We start from the raw sequence: 23,965 nt of genomic DNA, 5'->3' as shown, positions 1-23,965 counted from the left end.
GTGGACCACCGGGTCCTCGGCCAGGTCACGCTGGACGACGCGGCGCAGGCCGACGACCTGTTCTCGGTGCTGATGGGCGAGGACGTCGAGGCACGCCGCTCCTTCATCCAGCGCAACGCCAAGGACGTCCGCTTCCTCGACATCTGAGTCGGCTCCGCTGACCGCCGCCTGAAAGGACTTCTGACCAGCAATGGCCGACGAAACCACCCCCACCGCAGAGAACGCCGAGAACTCCGCGGAGGAGCAGCCCGTGCTGCGCATCGAGCCCGTCGGGCTCGAGACGGAGATGCAGCGCTCCTACCTCGACTACGCGATGTCCGTCATCGTCTCGCGCGCCCTGCCGGACGTGCGCGACGGCCTCAAGCCGGTGCACCGCCGCGTGCTGTACGCCATGTACGACGGCGGCTACCGGCCCGAGAAGGGCTTCTACAAGTGCGCCCGTGTCGTCGGCGACGTCATGGGCACCTACCACCCGCACGGTGACAGCTCGATCTACGACGCCCTGGTCCGCCTGGCCCAGCCGTGGTCGATGCGCATGCCGCTGGTGGACAGCAACGGCAACTTCGGCTCCCCGGGCAACGACCCGGCGGCCGCGATGCGCTACACCGAGTGCAAGCTCATGCCGCAGGCCATGGAGATGCTCCGGGACATCGACGAGGAGACCGTCGACTTCCAGGACAACTACGACGGCCGCAACCAGGAGCCCACCGTGCTCCCGGCGCGCTTCCCGAACCTGCTGGTCAACGGCAGCGCCGGTATCGCGGTCGGCATGGCGACCAACATCCCGCCGCACAACCTCCGCGAGGTCGCGGCCGGCGCCCAGTGGGCGCTGGAGCACCCGGAGGCCTCGCACGAGGAGCTCCAGGACGCGCTCATCGAGCGGATCAAGGGCCCTGACTTCCCGTCGGGCGCCCTGGTCGTGGGCCGCAAGGGCATCGAGGAGGCGTACCGGACCGGTCGCGGCTCCATCACGATGCGCGCGGTGGTGGAGGTCGAGGAGATCCAGAACCGCCAGTGCCTGGTGGTCACGGAGCTCCCGTACCAGACCAACCCCGACAACCTCGCGCAGAAGATCGCGGACCTGGTGAAGGACGGCAAGGTCGGCGGCATCGCCGACGTCCGTGACGAGACCTCGTCGCGGACCGGCCAGCGCCTGGTGATCGTGCTGAAGCGCGACGCCGTCGCCAAGGTCGTGCTGAACAACCTCTACAAGCACACCGAGCTGCAGACCAACTTCGGCGCGAACATGCTGGCGCTGGTGGACGGCGTGCCGCGCACGCTGTCGATCGACGCGTTCATCCGCCACTGGGTGACGCACCAGATCGAGGTCATCGTCCGGCGCACGAAGTTCCGCCTGCGCAAGGCGGAGGAGCGCGCCCACATCCTGCGCGGTCTGCTCAAGGCGCTGGACGCGATCGACGAGGTCATCGCGCTGATCCGGCGCAGCAACACGGTCGAGATCGCGCGCGAGGGCCTGATGGGCCTCCTGGAGATCGACGAGATCCAGGCGAACGCGATCCTGGAGATGCAGCTCCGCCGTCTCGCGGCCCTGGAGCGGCAGAAGATCGTCGCCGAGCACGACGAGCTCCAGGCCAAGATCAACGAGTACAACGCGATCCTGGCCTCGGAGGAGCGTCAGCGCTCCATCGTCAGCGAGGAGCTGGCGGCGATCGTCGAGAAGTTCGGCGACGACCGGCGTTCCAAGCTGGTGCCCTTCGACGGTGACATGTCCATCGAGGACCTGATCGCCGAAGAGGACATCGTCGTCACGATCACGCACGGCGGCTACGTCAAGCGCACCAAGACCGAGGACTACCGCTCGCAGAAGCGCGGCGGCAAGGGCGTGCGCGGCACCAAGCTGAAGCAGGACGACCTGGTCGACCACTTCTTCGTCTCCACCACGCACCACTGGCTGCTGTTCTTCACGAACAAGGGCCGGGTCTACCGGTCCAAGGCGTACGAGCTCCCGGACGCCGGCCGCGACGCCCGCGGCCAGCACGTGGCGAACCTGCTGGCCTTCCAGCCGGACGAGAAGATCGCCCAGATCCTCGCGATCCGCGACTACGAGGCGGCGCCCTACCTGATCCTGGCCACCAAGGGCGGCCTGGTGAAGAAGACGGCGCTCAAGGACTACGACTCGCCCCGTTCGGGCGGCGTCATCGCCATCAACCTCCGGGAGACCGAGGACGGCAGCGACGACGAGCTGATCGGTGCGGAACTGGTGTCCGCCGAGGACGACCTGCTGCTGATCAGCAAGAAGGCGCAGTCGATCCGCTTCACGGCCACCGACGACGCGCTGCGTCCGATGGGCCGCGCCACCTCGGGCGTGAAGGGCATGAGTTTCCGAGAAGGTGACGAACTGCTCTCCATGAACGTTGTCAGGCCGGGTACGTTCGTCTTCACCGCGACCGACGGCGGCTACGCCAAGCGGACGCCGGTCGACGAGTACCGCGTCCAGGGCCGTGGCGGTCTGGGTATCAAGGCCGCCAAGATCGTGGAGGACCGCGGATCGCTCGTCGGGGCGCTCGTGGTCGACGATAGCGACGAGATTCTCGCCATCACCCTCGGCGGTGGTGTGATCCGTACGCGCGTCAACGAAGTCAGGGAGACCGGCCGTGACACCATGGGCGTCCAGCTGATCAACCTGGGCAAGCGCGATGCCGTGGTCGGCATCGCCCGGAACGCCGAGGCCGGTCAGGAAGCTGACGAGGTCGAGGCCGACGAGAACGACACCGAGGTGGCCGACGGACAGGCCGCCGAGGCCGCCGAGGGCACGCAGCCCTCGGCCGGGGAGCACGAGGAGTAAGTCGTGAGTGGAGCCACGGGCGCCGGACCGGCCAAGACTGGAGCGAACGGTGCCCGTGGCCCTGCCGCGGACTCCCAGGGGGGAACCGTGACGGACACCCGAGGTCCGAAGCCGCCGGTCGGCACGGACGCCGGCCAGGACAAGCCCGCACAGCCGTACCACCCGCCGCAGGCCTACCCGGCGCCCTCGGGCCCCGCGACGGCGCAGGGCGGCACGGGAGCGGGCGCGCAGCGCAAGCCGCGCACGGGGGTCCGTACGGCCCCCCGCACGCGCAAGGCGCGGCTGCGGGTGGCCAAGGCCGACCCGTGGTCGGTCATGAAGGTCAGCTTCCTGCTGTCGATCGCGCTCGGCATCTGCACGATCGTGGCGGCGGCCGTGCTGTGGATGGTCATGGACGCGATGGGCGTCTTCTCGACCGTCGGCGGCACGATCAGCGAGGCGACCGGTTCGAACGAGGGCAACGGCTTCGACCTCCAGTCGTTCCTGTCGCTGCCGCGCGTTCTGATCTTCACATCGGTCATCGCGGTGATCGACGTGGTGCTGGCGACGGCACTGGCGACGCTGGGCGCGTTCATCTACAACCTGTCGGCGGGCTTCGTCGGCGGTGTGGAGCTCACCCTCGCCGAGGACGAGTAGGCCCTGTGCCCGGGCGCCCGCGACGGGTCGGATGACCTGCGCAGACGCCCCCGGACAACGGATTTTGGCCTGACCGGGTCTGTGCGCTAATCTTCAGGAGTCAGCGCGCAGCGCGGATGGGGCTATAGCTCAGTTGGTTAGAGCGCATCCCTGATAAGGATGAGGCCACAGGTTCAAATCCTGTTAGCCCCACAGTGTCGAAGACCCCCAGGCCAAGGCCTGGGGGTCTTCGTCGTTGGGCCAGTTGGTGGACCGTGCCGCGTGAAAGGCCGCCGATCGGATATCGGTCGGTGTGTATTGTTGGGCGCCAGAAGTCCCCTACGTCAACGAAAGACGAGGTCGCGCGGTGAAGAAGCTGCTCCTGGTCGCACTGGCCGCCATCGGCGGGCTCCTCGTGTACCGCCAGATCCAGGCGGACCGCGCCGAGCAGGACCTGTGGACGGAGGCAACTGACTCCGTGCCCTCTGGTTCCGGTGTGTGAGACCCAAGGCTGATCTCATGAAGCCCCGGCTGCCGCTGCGGCCGGGGCTTTGTGCTGCTCTGTGACGAAAACTTCCGTTATGTAAAGATTTGGCTTGCGCGAGCAAACTCGGGGTGGGCGTGATGGTTCGGGGACGGACGACAGCGTGGGCGGCGGCCCTGGGCCTGGTGGCGGGAGCGCCGGGGGTCGCGTACGCCGAAGGGGCCGCGCCCGGCCCCCTGCCGACCTACCGGGCCGCGGACGGCGCCAAGCCGATCGAGGGCAAGCCCTCCACGGCCGACGCCCCGCAGATCGAGGCGGGGAACGTCTACCGGGACACGATCGGGCCGGGGGAACGCGTGTACCGGCTCGTCCTCGACCAGGACGGGTCCGACGTCTACGTCTCCGCCGTGGCCCGCCCCGCGGCCGGTGCGAAGGTCTCCGGCGGCGACGGCATCGCCGTGGAGGTCATGACCACCGCCGGGCGCTCCTGCCCGCGCAGCGCCGGCCGCGCGAACTTCGGCTACGACCCCTACCCGATCGGCGCCGCGGGCGTCCGCCGCGGCGCCGAGGACGAGGACTGCGCGCCCGCGGGCGTCTACTACGCCAAGGTCACGCGCACTTCGGCCAAGGGCTACGACCAGAGCCCCTGGCCGCTGGAGATCAAGGTCCAGCGGGAGCCCGGCCTCGGCGCGGGCGCCCCCACCACCGCGCCCAGCACCTGGCCCTCGGGCGCCCCCGTGCTGCCCGGCACCGAGGCGGTGCCCCGCAGCGGCGGTACCGGCTTCAACGACGCCCGCGCCCTGGGCGCCGGTGTGTGGCGCGACGAGATGCGGCCCGGGCAGACCCGCTTCTACCGGGTCCCGCTGGACTGGGGGCAGCAGCTGGGCCTCGGCGCCGAACTGGCCGCCGCGAAGATGACCAAGACCTACGGCTCGGCCTCGGGCGGGCTCACCGTGTCCCTCTACAGCCCGTACCGGGGCCTGGTCTCCGACAAGGACACCTCGTACGACGGCAAGCAGGCCGGGATCACCCTGGAGAAGACCCCGCCCGTCGCGTACGAGAACCGCTTCGCAAGTGATCAGAGCGTGAAGCCGGTCTCCGTCGCGGGCTGGTACTACGTCGCGGTGACGATGGGCGCGAAGGTCGCCGAGTTCACCGAGGACGCGGCGCCCGTGCCGCTGACCCTGCGCCTGGACGTCACCGGTACGCCGGCCAAGGCGCCCGCGTACCGGGGGAGTTTGGCCGCGGGAGGCTTCGGGGTGGGCGACGGGGACCGGACCGCGGCCAAGGAGGGGCTCACCGCCCCGGAGGCCGCCGAGGCCGCCGGGCGGCACTCCACGATGCGGATCGTGGCGGGCGCCGGCTTCGGCACGGGGACCGTCCTGCTGCTGGTGCTGGGCGGCTGGACGCTGCTCGGGCGGCGGGGGCGCGGTCCTACAGCTGCGTGAGGGCCCAGACGCCCACCGCGAAGCAGAGCAGCGCCGCGGCGAGCAGGGAGGCCACCGCCTTAGCCGGGGGCGGGGCGATCCCGCCGCCGGCCCGGACCGGCGCCGAGGCGGGGGCCGAGGGGACCGGGGCGGCCGGCGCGCTCGGCGGCGGCAGGTGGAAGCTGCCCGTCTCCGAGGGCCCGTACGCGGGCACCTGGGCCGGGACGGCGGGCGAGGCCGGGACGGCGGGAGTGGCCGGGTACGGGGTCGCCGGCGCGGTGCGGGCCGCCGGGGCCGTCCCCGCCGTACCGCGCGGGTCGGTCCGGACCGGCTCCGCGGGCACCGTCACGGAGGCGGAAGCCGCCGGCGCCACGGTCTCGGCGGCGGGCGCCTGCGGGGCCGCGGCCGCCGTGCTCAGCGGGCCCTGGGGGCCGAATCCGGGCGGCAGCGGGCCGAGTTGGTCGAACACCTCCACCGGATCCTCGTCCGGGGCGGGCGGCGGCAGCAGCTCCACGGCCTCGGCAAGGGCCTTGCGCGCCCCTGTGGCCGTCCGGAAGCGGCTCTGGGGGTCCGGCTGCAGGAGGGCGGCGATGACGTCCCAGAGCGGTGCGGGAACGCCTTCGGGGGCGCCCGGGGTGCCCTGCGCGAAGAAGTGCTCCACCAGTGCCCGGGAATCGGGCTTGCGGCCCTGGAGGAGGTACAGGGCGACCAGCCCCACGGCGAAGAGGTCGGCGGGGAAGTCGGGCTCGGCGCCCAGGAGTTGCTCGGGGGCGAAATAGCCCGGCGTGCCGACCACGAGGTCGGTCTCGGTCAGCCGGGGCTCGCCCTTGCGCATGGAGATGCCGAAGTCGGACAGCCGCAGGTGCGGCCGCCCGGTTCCGGTGGCCTCCATCAGGATGTTGGCCGGTTTGATGTCGCGGTGCACCACGCCCTCCGCGTGCACCGCCGCGAGCCCGGACAGGAGCTGGTCGAGCAGGCTGCACACGAAACGTGGCGGCAGGGGCCCGTAGTCCCCGATCACATGGCCGAGCGAGCCGCCGCCGACCAGGTCCATGGTGAAGAGGACCTTGTCGTCGTCGGCCGCCCAGCTGGCCGGAGCCAGTACGTGCGGATGGTCGATCCGCAGTGCCTGCTCCCGTACGAACCGCAGGAGCGTGTGGGCGTCGCTCTGCAGGAGGACCTTCGCGGCCACGTAGCGGCGGCGGCGGTGGTCCCAGGCCCGCCATACGGCACCCGCGCCACCGCGTCCGATCGGATCGATCAGCTCGTACCGACCGGCGAAGACCTCACCCATCGCTGTGCCCGTCCCCCGTCACCCGTCGTCCGCCCCCGTGCGTGCGTGTCAGTTCTGGTGAGCCTCGTAGTGGGCGACCGCGTCGGCGGTGCGGCCCGCGCCGTACACCCGGAGGAACTCTGCCAGTTCCGGGTGGCTGGGGGCGAGGGTGTTCGCCGCGTCGATGATGTCGCCGGCCGCGGAGACCGAGCGCAGCAGCGACTGGATCTCGCGGACGACCCGCTTGACCGTGGGTGCGCCGGAGCTGGTGGTGGTCTGGCCGCTGTTGCTGAGGACGGAGCCCCCCTGGGTCTTCTTGATCTCGTCCATCCGGTCGGTGGCCTCCCCCGCGCTGACGCTTCCGTCGGCCACCTGGCCCGCGAGATCCTGGAGGGCCTGGACGCGCTGGACCACGGCCGGGTTCCCGATCTTGGCTCGCTGGCCGCTCATGAGCTGGGACAGCATCGGCGCCGACAGTCCGAGGACGGCAGCGAGGCGGGCCTGGTTCAAGCCGAGGTCATCTATGAGCCGGCGGAAGAGCGCCCCCAGCGGCTCCCCGTACCAACTGCGCTGAAGCTCTCTGGCTCTGGCCGTGGCCTCTTGTTGTACTGCGTCCACTCTGACTACTCCCCTTCGCTGGTGCGAACCTCGCGAGCATCTTACGGAGAGTGGTCGCACGGCGGGAGTCCCTATCATTTTGCGAGATGAGGGGGTACACCCGGTACTCTGTTCTGCGGAACGACCACACCTCCCGCAGGGGACCGGTGCGTCCACTTCCATGGGGCCTTAGCTCAGTTGGTAGAGCGCTGCCTTTGCAAGGCAGATGTCAGGAGTTCGAATCTCCTAGGCTCCACATTCAAATGCCCTCCGACCTGCGTAAACGCAGTGCCGGAGGGCATTTTTTTCATGCCTGTCGACGGGCTTCGCCGAACCAGTGGTCCAGGGCGCCGGCCAGGGAGCCGCCGTCCGGGGCCCAGGCGATGTACCCGTCGGGCCGGACGAGGACGGCGTCCCAGGGCAGCGGCCGGGCGGTCGTCGCGGACACCGTGCGCACCGCGTGGGTCCAGCCCGCGCCCTGCTCGCGGTGGGCCCGCCCGGCCTCCCCGAGCAGGAGCAGGAGGGGACGGCCGGGCAGCAGCAGCCGGGTCAGGTCGGTCGGGCCGTCGACGGTGGTGAGCGGCAGGTTCGGCAGGAACCGGCCCTCCCAGCGGGAGCCGCGCCCGGTGCGCGCGGGGTACACCGTCTCCTGGGCGCTGATCATGTGGCCTACGTGGGTGCTGACCGCGTCGATCGCGAGGAGCTCGGTGACGAGGTCGCGCAGGGGGTCGAGCCCGGGGTCCGGCCGCATCAGGGCGAGCTGGGCCCGGGTGTTGTCGATGACGCGCTGCGCGGCGGGCCGGCGTTCGGCGTCGTAGGTGTCGAGCAGGTCCTTGCCGGCGGTGCCCGCGAGGGTGTGCGCGAGCTTCCAGGACAGGTTGAGCGCGTCCTGCAGACCCAGATTGAGGCCCTGCCCGCCCACGGGGAAGTGGATGTGGGCGGCGTCGCCGGCGAGGAACACCCGGTCCTGGCGGTAATGGCGCACCAGCCGGGCGAAGTCGCTGAAACGGGAGAGGAATCGCGGGTCGGCCATGGGCACGTGGTGGCCGAGGATGCGCCCGGCCTCCCGGCGCAGCTCGTCGAGGGTGGGCGGGGAGTGCCGGTCGGGGTGCGGGCCGCGGAAGTCCATCGTGATGAACCGGCTGTGTCCGTACGGGGAGACGCCCGCGACCGTCCAGCCGTGCGGGGTGCGGTGCCAGCCGTACGGCACGCTGCCGGTGTCGGTCAGCCGTACGAGGCCGAGGAGGGCGGACATGGTGGCCGGGTGGGTGTCCGCGGCGAAGCCGAGCCGCTCGCGCACCGTGCTGCGGGCGCCGTCCGCGCCGACGGCGTACTCGGCGGTGAACTGCCGTAAGCCGTCCGGCCCCTGGGCGGTGACCTGGACGCCGTCGGGTCCCGGGACGATGCCGGTCACGCGGTGCCCGCGCAGTACGGTGACGCCCCGTTCGCGGGCCCGGTGCTCGAAGTCCCGTTCCAGGTCGGCCTGGGAGCGGCCGAGCACGGGTGCGGGCTCGGAGGCGGGGGCGGTGATGGTGAGTCCCGGCATGCCCGCGAAGTGGAACGCGTCGGCGCGGCCGAGCCCCAGCAGTTCCGCGGTCGCGAGGGGCGCGGGCAGATGGCCGCGGCGGGCCAGGCCCTGAGCGGTGCGGGCGTGCAGGGTGCCGGCCTTGGGCCGGTCGACGGTCCGCGGCTCGGCTTCGAGCAGGACGGTGGCGACGCCGTGGTGCCCGAGCTCGGCGGCGACGAGCATGCCGACGGGCCCGCCCCCGACGACCAGGACCTGGGTGTGGGTGTGGGTGTGGGTCATGCGGTCCTCCTGGGGGAGCTGCCGCGCAGCAGGGCGGCGATCGCGGCGCACAGGACGGCGCAGACCGCCGCGAGTGCCCACAGGACGGTGTGGAAGGCGGAGTCGTAGGACCGGGCGAGGAAGCGGGCGAAGCCCTCGGCGTCCAGCGCACCGGACAGTTCGGTGGCCCGGGCGAGGTCGCCGCCGGCCGCCCGGTCGGCGACCTGGTCCGGCTGCGCGGCGCCGGCGTATCCGCCGATGCCGTCCTCGACGCGGGAGCGGAGCACGGTCGCGAGGACCGATCCGTACACCGCCACGGCGATGGCTTCGCTGCCGAGCCGCAGGGTGTTGAGGAAGCCCGCCGCCATGCCCGCCCTGGCCGGGTCGACCAGTTCCAGCGCCTGGCCGTCCACGAGTCCCGCCGACAGGCCCATGCCGGCGCCGGTGACGAGCATCGGCAGGGCGACGGCGAGGACCGTCACGTCGGGCGAGAGCAGCGTGAGCGCCAGGTCGCCGACGACCAGGCAGGCCAGGCTGACGTGGACGAGGGTGAGCGCGGGGACCCCGCGGGTGACCAGCCGCGCGGCGAGCATCGGGCAGACCAGCACGGGCGCGGTGAGCAGCAGCATGATCAGGCCGGCCGTGCCGCTGTCGCGGCCGGTGGCCGCCGTCAGGTAGCTCGGCAGGTACGTGAGCATGGTGACGAACCCGAAGGACGCGGCGACCGGTACCAGGCACAGGCCGACGAAGCGCCGGTCGCGCAGCAGGCCCAGGTCCAGCATGGGGTGCTCCCGGCGGTTCTCGACGGCGGCGAAGACCGCGAGGACCACGACCGCGCCCGCGAACAGCCCGAGGACGCCCGTGCTGCCCCAGCCCCATTGCGAGCCCTGCACGATGGCGGTGGTCAGCAGCACCATGGCGACGACGAACAGCGCGCTGCCCGGCACGTCGACGGGGGCCCCGCTGCCCCCGCCGGCCGGCACGGCCCTGACGATGGCGGGCACCGCGAGCAGGACGAGGAGCAGGGCGGCGGCGTGCACCGCGAACACCCAGCGCCAGCCGAGGCCCTGGACGAGCGCGCCGGCCAGCGAGGGGCCGACCGCCACCCCGACGCCCGCGACGGTGCCGAACAGGGCGAAGGCCCGGGCGCGCGCCGGGCCGTCGAAGGCGGTCGCGATGATCGCGGCGCCGCAGGAGAAGATCGCCGCGCCGCCGATCCCGGCGAGCGCGCGGGTGGCGTCCAGCCACAGCACGTCGGTGGCGAGCGCGCCGCCCAGCGAGGCCACGGCGTAGACGGCGGCGCCGGCGGCGAAGGCCCTGACCCGGCCGACGATGTCGGCGACGGAACCCCAGACGAGGGTGAAGCAGGCGAAGGCGACGTTGAAGGCGTTCACCACCCACTGCAGGGGTGCGAGGCCGGCGTGGGTGTCGGCGCCGATCCCGGGCAGCGCCACGGCCGTGCCGGAGATGGACATCGGGACGACGAACACCGCGAGGAGCACGGCGGCCAGGGTCGCCGTGCGACCCGGCTGCCCTTTCGCCCGCGCCGGTGGCGCGGGCGACGACATGGTCTGCGTACTCATGGGGCACAACTCCAGGCTCGGCCCGGCCGGCTGACGGCTAGGTTCGGTTTTGATCGAACCTTAAGCTGGCACAGGAGGGAGGTATGATGCAAGCCGTACCTAAAGGGAGGAGGGCGCGATGCCCGACGAGGACGGCCACCCCTCGCTGGAGGAGATGAGCCTGCTTGCCGTGCTGAACGCGCTCTCCGACCCCCTGCGCTACGCCGTCGTCAGCGAGCTGCTGAGGGAACCGGCGGGCACGGCGCGCACCTGCGCCTCCTTCAACCTCCCGGTCTCGAAGTCGACGACCACCCACCACTTCCGGATCCTGCGCGAGGCGGGCCTGGTGCGGCAGGTGGACCGGGGCAACAGCCGGGCGGCCACGCTGCGCCGCGCGGACCTGGACCTGCGCTTTCCCGGCCTGCTCGGCCTGATCGACGCCGACCGCTGAGGGTGCGCCGGCCGCAGGAGGTGTCAGACCACGGCCGGGCGGCAGCTGAGGCAGCCCCGGAACCCGGCGGCGGAGGCCTCGTCGGCCGAGGTGAAGGGCACCTCGTGGCGGGCGGTGATGCGGCGCGCGTGCGCGCACGTCGGATAGCAGAAGATCCGCGTGGTGCCGCTGCCCAGGAACCGGGCGCCCGCCCGCACGAACCGCTCCACCCGCTCGGCGTCCACGCCCTCCCACTCCCGCAGCCGCCGTTCGAACCCGGCCGGCAGCCCGCAGTCCGCCGGGAGCCCGTCGTCCGTGCACAGCCGGTGCGCCGGCACGAGCACCGGGACGGGGTTGGCCCGGACCGCCGCCAGGACCGCCTCGGGTGCGAGCCCGGGCATCCCGGCCTCGCGGGCCAGCCAGGCCGCCGGGCGGAGCTGCCCGAACGGGATGGCCCGGGTCGCCTGCAGGACGGCGCGCTGTTCGTCGGCGAGCGGCCCGAATTCGTAGCGCAGGGTCCGGTCCCGGCCGCGCAGGGCCCGCGCCAGACCCGGCGGGGGCTTGACCCCGGAGAGCGCCGACCGCCGGGTGCGGGCCCGGTAGGCGTCCTCGAAGGCGCGGTCGTCGGCGTACCAGTCCGTGGCGGCGGCGCCGGTCACCGCGCCCCGTCCGTAGGTGACGTAGAGGGGGCCGACCGGCGAATCGGCCCGCACGTAGCAGTCGTAGCGATGGGCCGGAACGCCGACGCGGTCCAGCACGCGTGCCGCGAACCCCGCGGGTGCCGCCTCGCGCAACGTGTCCAACTCGTCGGGCAGTCTCATCCCGTCGCCTCCTTCCTTTCCTTCCGGGCCGGTTCGTGTGCCGTCTTCGCCGCCGTTCCCCCTGCCGCCCCTGCCGCGCCGTACGTCCTGCGGTCGGCGGCCAGGCCGGGCTCCGCGCGCAGGGTGGCGAGTCCCCGCGACACCTGGGCCTTCACCGTGCCGACGGGACAGTCCAGGATCGCGGCCACCTCCTGGTAGCTCAGCTCTCCGATGTGCCGCAGGACCACGGGCAGCCGGTGGTGGTCCGGCAGCCCGGACAGCGCGGCCACCAGCCGGGCCCGGCGCGCCCCGTCGAGCGCGCGCTGCTCAGGCCCGGGCGAGCCGTCCGGGATCTCGATGGCCGTCACCTCGATGCCGTCGGCGACGCCGGGCCGCCGGCTCAGGGTGCGGACGTGGTTGCGCCACACGTTCGCGGCGATGGTCAGCAGCCAGGCGCGCGGCTGGAGCTGCCCGCGGCGCTCGGGCGGGTACTCGCGCAGGGCGGAGTAGGCGCGCAGGAACGTTTCCTGGCCCAGGTCGTCGGCGTCCCGCGCGGAGCCGGAGAGACGCAGCAGGACGGAGCGCACGATGCCGGCCTGGGTGCGTACGAGTTCGGTGAACCCGTCGTCCAGGTCGGTCGCGAGCAGTTCCGTCAGCGGGAGAGTCGTCTCGTCCATCCTCCTTGTGAACACCGGGTCGCGTGAGAACGTTGCACCTCACGGAAAAGTTCTTCTGCTTTGCCTGCCATTCGCATTCGGTGCGATATCCGGTTCCCTTTACGTCATCCGGATATCGGGCGCGCCGTGCGATCTTTCCGGGGTGTGGCGGAGATCGTGTTCGGGCGAGATCATGAGGGACTGGTGATTTCGCGCCACCTGGCCGGTATTCGCGGGATTCCGAAAACCGGAGGTACAAGGGGTGCGATGCGACCGGTTCGGAACAAAGGGGGCGAGCCCCTTGACCAGTGGTCGCACCGCGAAGCTAGAGTTGCGAACGAGTTGTGGGCGCTCAGCCGGGTCGCTCACGGTTCGGGTTGGCCAAGATCCGGCGAGGTCTCGGGGGAGGCGTGGTGGCGACCGTTCTGCACACAGCAATGGAAAAACGATTCACAAGACGTTTCCTTCCTCCCTTCCTTTCGGCCGTTCCCGCATTCGGGGCATGATGGGGAACCGTGTCCGCGGCACGGCGCCCGCGGACGAGGACTTAAGCAGCGGCAGTTGGTCGTTCGGCGAACGGCTTCTCTCGTTCCGGGGACGGGAGGGACTGACCCAGCGCGAGCTGGCGGAACGCGCCGGGGTGAGCGTGCGGGTCCTGCGGGACATCGAGCACGGCCGGGTGCACCGGCCCCAGACGCGGACCGTGCGGCTCCTCGCCCGTGTGCTGGGCCTCGACGCGGACACCGCACGGCAGCTGGCGCCGCCCGCGCGTGAGCCCGTACGCCCGGGGAACGAGCGGCTCCACATCGGCATCCTCGGCCCGCTGTCCGTCCGGTACCGAGGCGTCGAGACCCACGTCCACGCGGCCAAGGTGCGGCGCCTGCTGGCCCTGCTCGCCCTGCGGTACCCCGAGGCGGCGGGCCTTGGGGAGATCACCCACGCCCTGTGGCCGAAGGACCCGCCGCGTTCGTACCAGAACCTGGTGCACACCTACGTCAGCCAGGCGCGCCGGGTGCTGCTGCTCCCCGGCGGCCAGGAGGGGGCACCAGCCCCCTCGTTCCTGGCGCGCACCCACACCGGCTATGTGCTGGAACTGGAGCGCGACCAGGTCGACCTGACCCAGTTCCAGGACCTGTGGGCACGGGCGCGCCAGGCGCACGGGGCCGGGGACGCGGAAGCCGCCCACGAACTGGCCGAACGCGCCTACGGCTGCTGGCGCGGCCCGCTGCTGGCCGGCGAACCGCTGCTGCCGCACCATCCCGCCGCCATGGCGGCCGCCCGGCAGCGGGTGGAGAGCCTGCTGCTCTACACGGACCTCTCCCTGCAGGTGCGGCGGCCCGAGCGGGTGCTGGGGGCCCTGCGCGCTGCCACGGAGGAGGAACCGCTGCACGAGGGGCTCCAGGCGCGGCTGATGCTGGTGCTGGCGAGCTGCGGGGAGCAGCGGGAGGCCTTGAAGATCTACTCCGAGGTGGCCCGCGGACTCGACCGGGAGCTGGGCGTCCAGCCGGGAGACGAACTGCGCCGCGCCCACCTGCGGATCCTGCACCAGGAGCTGCCGTGGCCGCGGACGGGGCCGGCGGCCGCGTGGGCCGCGTTCGACGTGCCGGCCGCGCCCGCGCCCCGGCCGGCCGCGCCCCCGCCGAGGCCCCGGCCGTCCCAGACACCGGCCGTGAGCCCGGGGTTCGTCGGCCGCGCCGCCGAGCTGAAACGGCTGGACCGGCTGCTCCTGCCCACCGGCGAGCGGGTCGGACAGGTCCCGGCCGTGCTGGTCACGGGCTTTCCCGGGGTGGGCAAGACGGCGCTGGCCGTGCGCTGGGCGCACCGGGTGCGCGAACGGTTCCCGGACGGGCAGCTGTACGTCGACCTGCACGGGTACGCCGACCGGCGGGCGCTGCACCCGCAGGAGGTCCTCGCCTCGTTCCTGCGCGCCCTGGGCGTCCCCGACGGGGAGCTGCCCCGGTCCCTCGACGAGGCCGCGAACCTGTACCGCACCCTGCTGTCGGACCGGCGGATGCTGATCGTGCTGGACAACGCGCGCGAGGAGAGCCAGATCCGTCCGCTCGTTCCGGGCGCGGCCGGCTGCGCGGTCCTCGTCACCAGCCGCGACACCCTGCCGGGACTGGTGGCCCGGGACGGCGTGCCGCGCCTCGACCTCGACGTGCTCGGTGAGGACGAGGCGCTCAGCCTGCTGTCCCGGCTGCTGCGCAGCGGGCGGGTGGATGGCGAACCGCTGGCCGCGCGGGCGCTGAACCGGCAGTGCGGAGGTCTGCCGCTGGCGATCCGGCTGCTCGCGGCCCGTCTGGAGGAGCATCCCCGCGTCGGCATCGCCCAGCTCTGCGTGGAGCTGCAGGAGGCCGGGGCGTTCCGGGAGCTGCCGGTCGAGACGGACGACCTGTTCACCGCGGTCCACGCGGCGTTCGAACTCTCCTACGTGTCCCTGCCGGAGCCCCTGCGCCGCTGGTTCCGGCTGTTCGCGCGGACCGACGGACGGCTCGTCAGCGGCTACGCCATGGCGGACCTGGCGGGGACGACCCCGCTGGAGGCGACGCGGGCACTGCGCCGCCTGGTCGGGGTGAGCCTGCTCCGGGAGTGCGCGCCCAACCGGTTCTCGCTCCCCGCTCCGCTGCTGCGCTATGCGCGGAGACTGGCGCTGCGGGAGGACGCGCAGTGCCCGCTGCGGTCGGTGTGACCGCAGCGGGGCGCGGGCGGGCGGCCGGGTCACCCGCCGAGCGCCAGCCGGACGGCGAAGAGTCCGAACACGGCGGCGGTGAGGCTGTCGGCGATCCGCAGCACCCGCGGTGAGCGCAGGTGCGGTGCGAGCCGGTGGACCAGCCTCATCCAGGTGAGGAGCCAGAGCAGGCCCAGGGCCAGGTAGCAGACGGCCAGCAGCGGGACACCGGCCTCGGGGGCCGTGCCCGCGGGCACGAACTGGGGCAGGAAGGCCATCAGGAAGATGCCCACCTTGGGATTGGACCCGGTGCACAGCAGGCCCTGCCCGAAGGCCTGGCGCACCGAGGGGCCGGCGTGGCCGGCCGCCCGCTCGGACGGCGCGGGGCCGGCGGGCGGTTCGCCCGCCGCGTGCGCGGGGACCGCGACCGTGGTCTGCGGTGCCGGTGCCGGTGCCGGCGCCGGGGCCGGGGCCGGAGCCGGGGCCTCGGCCCCGGCCCGGCCGGTGGCCCGCCGCAGGGCGAGCACGGCCCAGCCGAGCAGCACCACCGCGCCGGCCCAGCGGAAACCCGCGAAGAGCCCCGGGCTCGCCGCGAGGAGCGCGGCGAGCCCGGCCGCGCCGAGCCCGGCCTGGACGGCCCCCGCGGCGATCATGCCGAGGGCTGCGGCGGTGGCCACCCGCAGGGAGCCGTTCAGCACCAGGTTGGTGATCAGGACGAGATCGGGCCCGGGCGTCATGATCACCACCAGAGAACTGATCAGGAAAGCGGCGGTGTTGATCGCTGCTCCTCAATGGAAAGCAGGCGTTCCGCGGCCCGGACGGCCTCGTAGTCCCGCTGGATCTGCTCGGCGTCGGGGTGGGCGAGGATCACGAATCCGAAGTTGAGGCTGTCGACCAGGTCCCGGGTGGCGGGGACATGGTCGCCGTCGGACAGGTTCTGGATCGAGAAGTGGTGGCTGGGGAGGTCGCGGACGCCGTCCAGGGCGGCCGTGCCGCTGACGGTTCCGGAGCGGGGCGCGATGTGGAAGACGCACATCTGGTGGACGAGCAGCTCGTAGCTCTGCGGGAGTTCGCCCCCGGTCAGCCAGCGCGCGGTCCGGTCGATCTGGCTGTCGCCGGTGGCGTTGCGGTTGAACCGCGGCTGGCCGCCGCCGTGCGGCCGGGCACCGAGCTCGATGAGCAGCGGTCCCTCCGCCGTGCCCATCACCTCGACGTGGGCCGAGCCGAAGCGCAGGCCCACCGCGTCCAGGACGCCGAAGACGTACTCCGTGAGGCCGGGCAGGGCCGGATCGTCCGGTGGGAGCCATCGCATGGTGTCGTAGACGGCCATGTGCGGACCGTTGTCGACCTTGCGGTAGGCGCACACGTCGACCACGGCGTGCTTGCCGTCGTGGCTGAAGGTGTCGATCACGTACTCGGTGCCGGTGACGAACTTCTGGACCAGGAGCCGGTCGTCGACCTCGCCGAACTGGTTGACCCGGCCGAGCTGGCGCGCGAACACGCTCCGCCAGTCCTCGCCGCCGGCCAGCTTGATCACACCGTCCGTGCTGGCGCTCTTGGGCGGCTTGACGACCAGGTCCGCCCCGGCCAGGCCCTCGCGCTCCAGCCAGGCCGCCACCTCGTCGGCGTCGGCGGTGCAGATCTGCGGGATGACCGGCAGGCCTGCCGCCCGGGTGGCGTCCGCCATGCTGCTCTTGTCCCTGCGCGCCGCCGCGAGTCCGGGGACGTTGCACCGCTCGGGCGTCACGAGCGGGGCGAGCCGTTCGGCCAGTTCCACCCCGGACTCGCAGCCCGCCACGACGCAGCGCGGGTCCAGCGCCCGCAGCCGCTCGACGACGGCCCCCAGGTCGCCCTCGTAGACGATGATCTCGGGGAAGTCCTGCGGCTGGTAGGAGGAGGCGTAGGCCTCCGGCGGCCGGGGGCCGGTGACCACCGCCACCACCGGGACGCCGTGATCGGCCAGCGTCTGTGCGAACAGCGCCCCCGAGGAGTACGGGTCCACGATCACGCAGGGGCCCTGCGGTGCGTCCGGGGTCCGCTCAGCGCTCGTCACGGCCGGCCGCCTCTCCGGCCGCCAGGGCGGCCACGGCGTCGCAGTAGCGCGCGAAGAACTGCCCGGCCGGTTCGCTGATCCGGCGGGCGCGCACCGGGGCGTGCACCATCCCCTCCTCCATCACGTACGTCACCGGCGTGCCGTTCTGCCGCAGCCGGGCGGTGTACTTCTCGGCGTCCACGCGCAGCGAGTCCATCTCGCAGCCCACGACGTAGGCGGGCGGCAGGTCGTGGAAGGTGCCGGTGAGCAGCGGCGAGACGTACGGGAGTTCCGCCTGCCCGGGCTCCGGGCAGTAGCACGCGGTGTAGAACTCCATCTCCCCGCCGGAGAGCAGGGGCGCGTCCTCGCCGCCGTGCCGCCACCGGGTGAAGTCGAGTACCGGGCTGATCACCGCCTGGCCGCGCAGCCGGGGGCCGCCCCGGTCGCGGGCGATCATCGAGAGGACGACGGCCATGTTGGCCCCGGAGCTCTCTCCGCAGAGCACGGCGCCCTCGGGGTCGATGCCGTCGAGCCCGAGCGCGGGCAGGTCGGCCAGCGTGCCGCACAGTCCGGCGTAACAGTCCTCCAGCGGGCCGGGGTGCGGGTTCTCCGGGGCCATGCCGAAGTCGAGGGCGATCGCCACCAGGCCGGTGCGGTGGGCGAGTTCGGCGACCAGGCTGTGGTGGCTGTGCAGGGAGCCGATGACGAAGCCGCCGCCGCGTATGTAGAACAGCACGGCGTCGCCGGTGCGCCGGGTCGGCTCGTAGATGCGGATCCGGGCGGTCCGGCCGCCGTGGGTGACGCTCGCGTCCCGGTGGCTGACGCCCTCGGGCACGGGGATCGGGAGGACCTCGGTCAGCCCGTCGTACAGGGCGCGCTGTCGTTCGACGGGGTAGGTGTAGAAGTCCGGCGGCAGGGCGCCGTCGACCGTCTTCACGAAATTCTCGATGCCGTCTGCGTAGGCCATGGGCAGCTTCGCTCACTTCCGGATCACGGCGTGCCGGCGAACCGCGGCACGGAGGAGGGGGCTCAGGGTGTTTCGGCGGGCGCCGGCGCGGCGGCCGGCTCGGCGTCCGCGGTGCGCCGCTGCCGGTCGGCGGGGGGTTCGGCCATGCCGATCAGGGTGACGACGACGGCGACGGCGGTCAGTGCTCCGCACAGCCACCACACGGAGGCGGCCGAGGCCTGCCAGGCCGCGATGCCGATCACCGGGCCCACCGCGTAGCCGATCTGCATCGGGAAGGCGGAGGCCGCGATGTAGCGGCCCCGCAGGTGCGCGGGGGCGACCTTGCCGGGCCAGGCGGAGGCGGTCGGGGTGCCGATCATCTCGCCGACCGTCCACACCACCGTCGCGATCACGAACATGGCCATGCCGGGACCGGCCACGTACAGGTTCATGCCGACGCCGACCAGGCCGACGCCCAGGGCGACGGCGAACCGGCCCGGGAGGTGCTGCACGTACTTGGTGAACAGCAGTTCCAGGCAGATGACCATGGCCGCGTTCAGCGAGAGCAGGGTGGAGTAGAAGGTCGGTCCGTGGCCGTCGGCCTTGAGCTGGAGCGGCAGCGCGGAGGTGTGCTGGATGTAGACGACGGCGTTGAGGAACAGCGCCAGCAGGAACAGCAGGTAGCGCCGGTCGCGAAGTACGGCCAGGTACGACGCGCCGTCGGTCTGCGGATCCCGGGCGCCCGGACCGGGGGTCGTGCCCGTGCGGACCAGGACCAGGGCGAAGAGGGCGAAGCCGACCGAGGTCACCGCATCGATATAGAACATCAGGTTGTACGAGTAGCTGATGAGCAGGGCGCCGAGCAGCGGGCCCGCGGTGGTGCCGAGGTTGAACGCCATGCGGTAGACCGCGAACACCATCACGTGGTGCTCCTCGGGGGTGGCCTCCACCAGCAGCGCCGACGAGGCGGGCCGGTAGGCCTGGGCCGCGATGCCGATCACGGCGGCCACCGTGATCACCACGGGCAGGCTGTCGAGGAAGACCAGGCTGAGGGTGAGCAGGCCGGCGAGGGCCATCGATCCGACGATGGTCCACGCGTAGCCGACCCGGTCCGAGATCGAGCCGCCCGCCAGGACGCCGACGACCGAGCCCACCCCGTACGCACCGAGGGCGAAGGCGGCCGCGGACGTGCTGAAGCCCTTGTCGGTGAGGTAGAGCACCAGGTAGATCTGGAGGAAATTGCCCAGCCGGTTGATCAGCATGCCGACCAGGACCAGCCAGATCGGTCCCGGGATCCCGCGCAGGGTCTGTACGACGGACGGCCGGGCGGCCTTGCGGCCCTCCGGAGAGTCGTGTCCGGTGTTCGTCACGGAGCGGGTACCTCCGCCGGGCGGGAGTCGAGCTCCACGATCTCGGGGGCGCTCAGCAGGGCGGTGCGGGCCTGCTCGACGGAGTCGGCGAGGGCGATCACGCGGGCGTAGCGGGAGATGTAGCCGCGCGGCGGCAGACGCAGCACCGCGCCGGGGCCCGCCATCGCGTCGGCGCTGTGGACACCGGCCGGGAAGCGGTCCTCGTGGACGGTCACGGCATCGATCTCGATGTCCTCGTCCGGGTACAGGAAGGCTATGGCCGCGGCCTTGCGGTGGCGGACCTCGGTGTCCGGGCGGACCCCCGCGGCGGTGTCCGCCGCCGCCATCGCGACGTCGACACCGGTGGCCAGCTCCCCGAGGTAGGGGATCATGTCCCCGCCGAGGCGGGCGTTGACCTCCATCAGGCGCAGTCCGCCGGCGGTGATGCGGAATTCGGTGTGGCTGACGCCGGTGTGGAAGTCCAGCGCGGCGTGCGCGGACCGCAGCGCATCCAGCAGCCCGGGATCGGTCAGCAGCGGGTCGGCCCCGTCGACCTCGTGACCCGTCTCCTCGAAGAAGGGCGCCAGGCCGACCTGCTTGCGGGCGACGACGAGCGGAACGCACTCCCCCTCGAAGAAGACGGCGTCGACGCTGATCTCGGGGCCGTCGGCGAACTCCTCGACGAGCACCGACACGTCGAAGACGGGAACACCGGGGTAGGAGGCGCCGGAGGCCGCCCGGTAGGCGTTCTCCACGTCGTCGGGGCCGTCGGCCTTGCGCACGCCCATCCCGCCGGCCAGCCCGCGCGGCTTCAGCACGACGGGGAAGCCGATCTTCTCCGCCGCCGCCCGGGCCTCGGCCAGGGACCGGACGCCGATCGAGGCAGGCTGCGGCACCCGGGCGCTCTCCAGCGCGGCCCGCGTGGCGGCCTTGTCCCGGCAGGCGATGACGGACTCGGGGGAGTTGCCCGGCAGCCCGAGTGCCTGTGCCACGTGCGCGGCGGGGGTGACGAGCCCCTCGTCGTAGCAGAACACGCCCGCCACGTCGTGCTCGGCGGCCACCTGCCGGGCGGCCGCCGTCAGCGCGTCCGCGTCGGTGTTGTCCACGGGCGTTGAGCCCACGACGTACGGCTCTTCCCAGCTCACCGGTGCCGGCTGGAGGAGCCATAACGCGTAACGCGTGCTCACCGTCCGCAGAATGAACTCCCTGCTGCGCTGACCGCTGCTTCCGATCAGCAGCAGAAGCGGCTTCTCGCCGTCCCACGCCATGGTCCACACTCCTCGTTCGTCGTGATGCCTTCGGCCGGTGCGCCGCCACCTGTAGAACACCGGGTCGGTGCAGGCCGTTGCACCCGGCGCCGGATGTCCGGCGCCGGGTGCAACGGGATGGGATCAGACCGCAGCACCCGGGCGGGCGAGTTCGGCCGAGATTGGCCGGTACTCACGGCTGGTGCGGCCGCATACGCCGGCCGGGGCCGTGGCGGCGCGGGCGGGCCGGTCGGGGAAGACCGCCGTGACCCGGTTCCCGGTCCGCACGGCCGGGATCTCGTTGCGCAGCCGCGCCGCGGACGTCTTGCGGTCATGCCAGGGGCAGATCAGCCGGCCGGCGTCCGGTGTCACACCGGCCAGGTGGAGCGGGCCGCCGCGGTGGGGGCACTGGGCGTTCATCACGAAGCCGCGGCCGCCGACCGTGGCGTACACATAGGCCGTCCCGGAGACGACCACGCAGTTCTCCCGCCCCGCGACAGGGAAGCTCACTACAGGCATTTGCGGTAATCCCCCACCGAGTGGATCTCGTAGACACACTCCTCGGACAGAATGTCGGCGCCGTGCAGCCGGTTGCGCCGGATGACGACCCCCTCTCCCGCCTCCAGCGTCAGCGACGAGCCGAGCCCGCTCTCGAAGCGCATGGTGCCGGAGACGATGTGGCAGAGCTCGTCGCCCTCGTGGCAGTGCGTGTTCGAGAGCTCGTTGAAGGGCTCGACCAGGTGCGCCACCGGCGCCTGGACCCGGCCTTCCCTGATGGCCTCGTAGACGGGACCGTGCAGCTTCTTGAGCTCCGGCTGGTCGTCCATCCAGGAGATCTGCGCGACGAAGTCCTTGTCGGCGACCTCCAGGAGCACCCGGTACTCCTCGATGCCCCGGACGATCTCGGGGATGATCCCCTCGCCGTGCGCCTCGATGAGCGGCGCGATGATCTTCTCGCGCGCCATACGGCCGTGGTGCTGGTCGATGTGGACGTGCTCGGTGAAGTAGGTGGTGTCGACGGAGTCGCCGAAGACGCCGTGCAGCAGGCGGTCGGCGCGCCGGCAGAAGTCCACCAGCGAGCTCTCGGTGTAGAACAGGGCGCCGACGTAGCGGAAGAACAGCTCGTGGTTCTTGCCCAGGTAGTGGAAGTAGTTGTTCAGCAGCAGGCTGCTGTTGAGGTAGTACTGCCAGTACCGGTGGAGGTCGGACTTCAGGCCGACGGACTCCAGGGTCCGCTCGAACAGGGTGCTGTGCTTGGTGTCGTGCACGCCGTAGCCGTACTCGTCGATGACGACCTTGAACCACTCGGACTGGACCGGCCCGTAGTAGCCGAGGACGTTGCGCATCATCGGCGACGCCTCGGACAGGAAGTCGGGTGCGAACTGCACCAGCCACATGCGGGCGGCGCGCTCGGGGTCGGTGGAGCCGGTGACGGCCGCCTCGATCGGTGACAGCTCCTCGCCGCCGCCCATGTCGAGCGAGTCGAGATAGCTGTCCAGGCTCGCCCTGGTCCACTTCCCGGACGTCTCGACCTCGTCGTCGAGGAAACCGAAGGCGTACCGCTCCAGAGCGGGGCGTATTCGCTCACCGAGCGCCCGGTTGGCCGGACTGTAGAACGCGCGGAAGTCCTCCTCCTTGCCCTCCAGGCCGGATTTGGGGAAGAACACCAGGTCCGCCTCGTAGATCGAGGTGAGCAGGCGCTGCACGGCCAGGCTCGTGTAGTCGAGGATGTTCTCCCGGCCCGGCACCTTGTCGAAGTCGAGGTGCGGCAGGATCTGCGGGCGCAGCTGGCGACGGTAGGGGTTGTCGTCGTTCTGCCAGTCCAGGTTGTCGAGGAAGATCGGGTTCGTGGCGTACTGCACGATCGCGTCGCGCAGTTCGGTGCCGCTGAGTTCGAACGGGACATGCTGCGGTACGTGGCTCATTGCGTTCTCCTTGGTCCGGATGCGCAGGAGGTACGGCCGGCGGCGCGGGGTGGGTCCGCCGGCGGTGTCGGTGGGACGTCAGACGTGCACGCCGAGGGAGAAGTCGCTCCACCGGAGCCGGAGCGGGACGCTCTCTCCCGCCTTCACCTGGACGGACTTCTCCAGCGGGACCCAGCCCTGCATCCAGTGCGACCGGCTGTTCTCCGGGGAGTTGGTCAGCGTGGTGCCGGCCGCCATGTCCAGCTCGAACCAGACGACCAGGGCGTGCGCCTCCCCGTCGCCGCTCGCGGTGAGGTCCATCTGGCGCTCGCCCGGCTCCAGGGGGTCCTCGGCCAGGTCGAACTCCACGACCGTGGCGGTCTCGGACAGGAACCGGTGGGGCCAGGTGCTCAGGCGCACCGGGAGGTGGCCCCGGGTGGACAGCGTGTTCATCAGCGAGACGTCGAAGCCGCCGGCCGTCGTGACCTGGTTGAGCCGCAGGATGTCCTCGCTGCTGACCAGCCGGCCGAGGATCCGGGCCGCGGAGGGGAACATGATCCCGCCGGGCTTCAGCAGATGCCGGCGCGCGTGCCGGATCGAGGGCAGCAGGCCCTCGCCGATCAGCCCGCAGTCGACGATCTCCGAGACCAGTACGTCCACCGGGCCGTCGAGGTCACGGCCGGTCTCCAGCGAGGTCGACGGCTTTCCGATCACCGTGATGACGTCGCTGAAGCCGTGGGCGTCGATCACCTGCCGGGCCACCTCGGCGAGCAGCGGATTCATCTCGCAGGTGATGACGCGGGCCGCGCCCGCCCGGGCCGCCGCCATGGCGAGCAGCCCGCTCCCCGAGCCGATGTCCAGCACGGTCGCTCCTGCCGGAATCCCCCGAGCCAGGGCGCCGGCCAGGGCGTCATTGCGCTCGGTGTCGTTCAGCATCGCGAAGTGCCAGCGCGGAACGGTTCTGCGGGCGATCCGGGTGAAGACCTCGGAGTCGGTCGACGGACGGCCCGCCGGTGTGGTGAGCAGCGCGGACGCCTGCTCGGCGATGTCGTTCATCTCCTGCGCCAGCGATTGCAGGGACGCGGTGATGAGCCGGTGTTGAGAGCTGTTGACCGACAGGTTCGGACCGTCGGGTCCGGGATCGTGCCCTGATGTCGCGACCTGTGCGCCCTGGACGTGCTGCATGTTCGCCACCGCTCCTCACGTTGGACCGCCCGATCAGCCGTGGTGCACGACGGCTCGTCAAGATCGGCGCTCCGTCGCAAGGCGACCGTACGGAAGCCCGGTGGTGCGGAACTTCAGCGGAACTCCAGCGCGAGCGGCGGTTCTGCCGGGGGCGGGCGCGCCGCACGGGCCGCTGACCCGCGGGAACCGCGGGTTCCG

General features: G+C 72.1%; 21 protein-coding genes and 2 tRNA genes. 9 read left to right on the top strand and 14 right to left on the bottom strand.

What is annotated here, in order from left to right; translation table 11 throughout:
- The 6 genes from ACZ573_RS25750 to ACZ573_RS25725 all read left to right on the top strand — a co-directional run.
- Positions 1-147: hypothetical protein (locus tag ACZ573_RS25750; RefSeq protein ID WP_467809877.1), on the top strand; the 147-nt coding region annotated here is incomplete at its 5' end.
- A 43-nt stretch (positions 148-190) separates the two neighbouring features.
- The gene (gyrA, locus tag ACZ573_RS25745) at positions 191-2,806 is read left to right on the top strand and encodes a DNA gyrase subunit A (protein ID WP_471307981.1); all 2,616 of its coding nucleotides are present in this window, start codon (positions 191-193) and stop codon (positions 2,804-2,806) included.
- 87 nt (positions 2,807-2,893) lie between these two features.
- Positions 2,894-3,442: a DUF3566 domain-containing protein gene (locus ACZ573_RS25740; RefSeq protein WP_471307979.1), complete on the top strand. Its 549-nt coding sequence runs from the start codon at positions 2,894-2,896 to the stop codon at positions 3,440-3,442.
- 118 nt (positions 3,443-3,560) lie between these two features.
- Positions 3,561-3,634 (top strand) — tRNA-Ile (locus tag ACZ573_RS25735).
- A 154-nt stretch (positions 3,635-3,788) separates the two neighbouring features.
- On the top strand, positions 3,789-3,923 hold the full coding sequence (locus ACZ573_RS25730) for a DLW-39 family protein (RefSeq protein ID WP_208809277.1): 135 nt from the start codon (positions 3,789-3,791) through the stop codon (positions 3,921-3,923).
- A gap of 122 nt (positions 3,924-4,045) precedes the next feature.
- On the top strand, positions 4,046-5,353 hold the full coding sequence (locus tag ACZ573_RS25725) for a hypothetical protein (RefSeq protein ID WP_471307976.1): 1,308 nt from the start codon (positions 4,046-4,048) through the stop codon (positions 5,351-5,353).
- On the opposite strand, the gene ACZ573_RS25720 is transcribed toward ACZ573_RS25725, so the two are convergent.
- Positions 5,340-6,626, bottom strand: coding sequence for a serine/threonine-protein kinase (locus tag ACZ573_RS25720; protein WP_471307973.1), 1,287 nt, complete (start codon positions 6,624-6,626; stop codon positions 5,340-5,342). The genes ACZ573_RS25725 and ACZ573_RS25720 overlap by 14 nt on opposite strands.
- A gap of 48 nt (positions 6,627-6,674) precedes the next feature.
- Positions 6,675-7,223, bottom strand: coding sequence for a helix-turn-helix domain-containing protein (locus ACZ573_RS25715; RefSeq protein ID WP_030012999.1), 549 nt, complete (start codon positions 7,221-7,223; stop codon positions 6,675-6,677).
- A gap of 162 nt (positions 7,224-7,385) precedes the next feature.
- Here ACZ573_RS25715 and ACZ573_RS25710 point away from each other — a divergent pair.
- Positions 7,386-7,458 (top strand) — tRNA-Ala (locus ACZ573_RS25710).
- 51 nt (positions 7,459-7,509) lie between these two features.
- Here ACZ573_RS25710 and ACZ573_RS25705 read toward each other — a convergent pair.
- Positions 7,510-9,009, bottom strand: coding sequence for an FAD-dependent monooxygenase (locus ACZ573_RS25705; protein ID WP_471307970.1), 1,500 nt, complete (start codon positions 9,007-9,009; stop codon positions 7,510-7,512).
- Positions 9,006-10,571 (bottom strand): MFS transporter, encoded by a 1,566-nt coding sequence (locus ACZ573_RS25700; protein WP_471307966.1) that lies wholly within the window; start codon positions 10,569-10,571, stop codon positions 9,006-9,008. The genes ACZ573_RS25705 and ACZ573_RS25700 overlap by 4 nt, the downstream gene beginning before the upstream one ends.
- 118 nt (positions 10,572-10,689) lie before the next feature.
- On the opposite strand from ACZ573_RS25700, the gene ACZ573_RS25695 reads away from it, so the two are divergent.
- The gene (locus tag ACZ573_RS25695; protein ID WP_471307964.1) at positions 10,690-11,001 is read left to right on the top strand and encodes an ArsR/SmtB family transcription factor; all 312 of its coding nucleotides are present in this window, start codon (positions 10,690-10,692) and stop codon (positions 10,999-11,001) included.
- A 23-nt stretch (positions 11,002-11,024) separates the two neighbouring features.
- On the opposite strand, the gene ACZ573_RS25690 is transcribed toward ACZ573_RS25695, so the two are convergent.
- Together ACZ573_RS25690 and ACZ573_RS25685 are read right to left on the bottom strand one after the other, a co-directional pair.
- Entirely contained in the window at positions 11,025-11,801 is a 777-nt protein-coding gene (locus ACZ573_RS25690; protein WP_471307962.1) for an MGMT family protein, read from the bottom strand.
- Positions 11,798-12,457 (bottom strand): RNA polymerase sigma factor, encoded by a 660-nt coding sequence (locus ACZ573_RS25685; protein ID WP_471307960.1) that lies wholly within the window; start codon positions 12,455-12,457, stop codon positions 11,798-11,800. The genes ACZ573_RS25690 and ACZ573_RS25685 overlap by 4 nt, the downstream gene beginning before the upstream one ends.
- Before the next feature lie 481 nt (positions 12,458-12,938).
- Here ACZ573_RS25685 and ACZ573_RS25680 point away from each other — a divergent pair, with 481 nt between their 5' ends.
- Entirely contained in the window at positions 12,939-15,125 is a 2,187-nt protein-coding gene (locus ACZ573_RS25680) for a BTAD domain-containing putative transcriptional regulator (protein WP_471307958.1), read from the top strand.
- A 29-nt stretch (positions 15,126-15,154) separates the two neighbouring features.
- Here ACZ573_RS25680 and ACZ573_RS25675 read toward each other — a convergent pair whose 3' ends face one another.
- The 8 genes from ACZ573_RS25675 to ACZ573_RS25640 all read right to left on the bottom strand — a co-directional run bounded on the left by ACZ573_RS25675 (position 15,155) and on the right by ACZ573_RS25640 (position 23,767).
- A complete protein-coding gene (locus ACZ573_RS25675) occupies positions 15,155-15,841 on the bottom strand; it encodes a LysE family translocator (RefSeq protein ID WP_471307956.1) in 687 nt (228 codons plus the stop codon).
- Between the two features lie 20 nt (positions 15,842-15,861).
- Positions 15,862-17,157 (bottom strand): ATP-grasp domain-containing protein, encoded by a 1,296-nt coding sequence (locus tag ACZ573_RS25670; RefSeq protein WP_471307954.1) that lies wholly within the window; start codon positions 17,155-17,157, stop codon positions 15,862-15,864.
- Positions 17,144-18,103: an alpha/beta hydrolase gene (locus tag ACZ573_RS25665; RefSeq protein WP_471307951.1), complete on the bottom strand. Its 960-nt coding sequence runs from the start codon at positions 18,101-18,103 to the stop codon at positions 17,144-17,146. Before ACZ573_RS25665 ends, ACZ573_RS25670 begins: the two co-directional genes overlap by 14 nt.
- A gap of 62 nt (positions 18,104-18,165) precedes the next feature.
- Entirely contained in the window at positions 18,166-19,452 is a 1,287-nt protein-coding gene (locus ACZ573_RS25660) for an MDR family MFS transporter (protein WP_471307949.1), read from the bottom strand.
- A complete protein-coding gene (locus ACZ573_RS25655; RefSeq protein ID WP_471307947.1) occupies positions 19,449-20,699 on the bottom strand; it encodes an ATP-grasp domain-containing protein in 1,251 nt (416 codons plus the stop codon). The genes ACZ573_RS25660 and ACZ573_RS25655 overlap by 4 nt, the downstream gene beginning before the upstream one ends.
- Before the next feature lie 123 nt (positions 20,700-20,822).
- Positions 20,823-21,197, bottom strand: coding sequence for a Rieske 2Fe-2S domain-containing protein (locus ACZ573_RS25650; RefSeq protein WP_471307944.1), 375 nt, complete (start codon positions 21,195-21,197; stop codon positions 20,823-20,825).
- Positions 21,188-22,603, bottom strand: coding sequence for an iron-containing redox enzyme family protein (locus tag ACZ573_RS25645; protein WP_471307941.1), 1,416 nt, complete (start codon positions 22,601-22,603; stop codon positions 21,188-21,190). The genes ACZ573_RS25650 and ACZ573_RS25645 overlap by 10 nt, the downstream gene beginning before the upstream one ends.
- A 78-nt stretch (positions 22,604-22,681) precedes the next feature.
- A complete protein-coding gene (locus ACZ573_RS25640; protein ID WP_471307938.1) occupies positions 22,682-23,767 on the bottom strand; it encodes a 50S ribosomal protein L11 methyltransferase in 1,086 nt (361 codons plus the stop codon).
- Positions 23,768-23,965 lie beyond the last annotated feature (198 nt).

It is taken from the genome of Streptomyces sp. NPDC040545 (genome assembly GCF_055595065.1).
This window is presented reverse-complemented; position numbering and strand designations above follow the sequence as displayed.

Coding starts and splice junctions, on each gene's coding strand:
- ACZ573_RS25650 (WP_471307944.1), bottom strand. CDS start 21,197: ATGCCTGTAGTGAGCTTCCCTGTCGCGGGGCGGGAGAACTGCGTGGTC.
- ACZ573_RS25720 (WP_471307973.1), bottom strand. CDS start 6,626: ATGGGTGAGGTCTTCGCCGGTCGGTACGAGCTGATCGATCCGATCGGA.
- ACZ573_RS25655 (WP_471307947.1), bottom strand. CDS start 20,699: ATGGCGTGGGACGGCGAGAAGCCGCTTCTGCTGCTGATCGGAAGCAGC.
- ACZ573_RS25685 (WP_471307960.1), bottom strand. CDS start 12,457: ATGGACGAGACGACTCTCCCGCTGACGGAACTGCTCGCGACCGACCTG.
- ACZ573_RS25675 (WP_471307956.1), bottom strand. CDS start 15,841: ATGACGCCCGGGCCCGATCTCGTCCTGATCACCAACCTGGTGCTGAAC.
- ACZ573_RS25680 (WP_471307958.1), top strand. CDS start 12,939: ATGATGGGGAACCGTGTCCGCGGCACGGCGCCCGCGGACGAGGACTTA.
- ACZ573_RS25695 (WP_471307964.1), top strand. CDS start 10,690: ATGCCCGACGAGGACGGCCACCCCTCGCTGGAGGAGATGAGCCTGCTT.
- gyrA (WP_471307981.1), top strand. CDS start 191: ATGGCCGACGAAACCACCCCCACCGCAGAGAACGCCGAGAACTCCGCG.
- ACZ573_RS25725 (WP_471307976.1), top strand. CDS start 4,046: ATGGTTCGGGGACGGACGACAGCGTGGGCGGCGGCCCTGGGCCTGGTG.
- ACZ573_RS25665 (WP_471307951.1), bottom strand. CDS start 18,103: ATGGCCTACGCAGACGGCATCGAGAATTTCGTGAAGACGGTCGACGGC.
- ACZ573_RS25645 (WP_471307941.1), bottom strand. CDS start 22,603: ATGAGCCACGTACCGCAGCATGTCCCGTTCGAACTCAGCGGCACCGAA.
- ACZ573_RS25700 (WP_471307966.1), bottom strand. CDS start 10,571: ATGAGTACGCAGACCATGTCGTCGCCCGCGCCACCGGCGCGGGCGAAA.
- ACZ573_RS25640 (WP_471307938.1), bottom strand. CDS start 23,767: ATGCAGCACGTCCAGGGCGCACAGGTCGCGACATCAGGGCACGATCCC.
- ACZ573_RS25705 (WP_471307970.1), bottom strand. CDS start 9,009: ATGACCCACACCCACACCCACACCCAGGTCCTGGTCGTCGGGGGCGGG.
- ACZ573_RS25690 (WP_471307962.1), bottom strand. CDS start 11,801: ATGAGACTGCCCGACGAGTTGGACACGTTGCGCGAGGCGGCACCCGCG.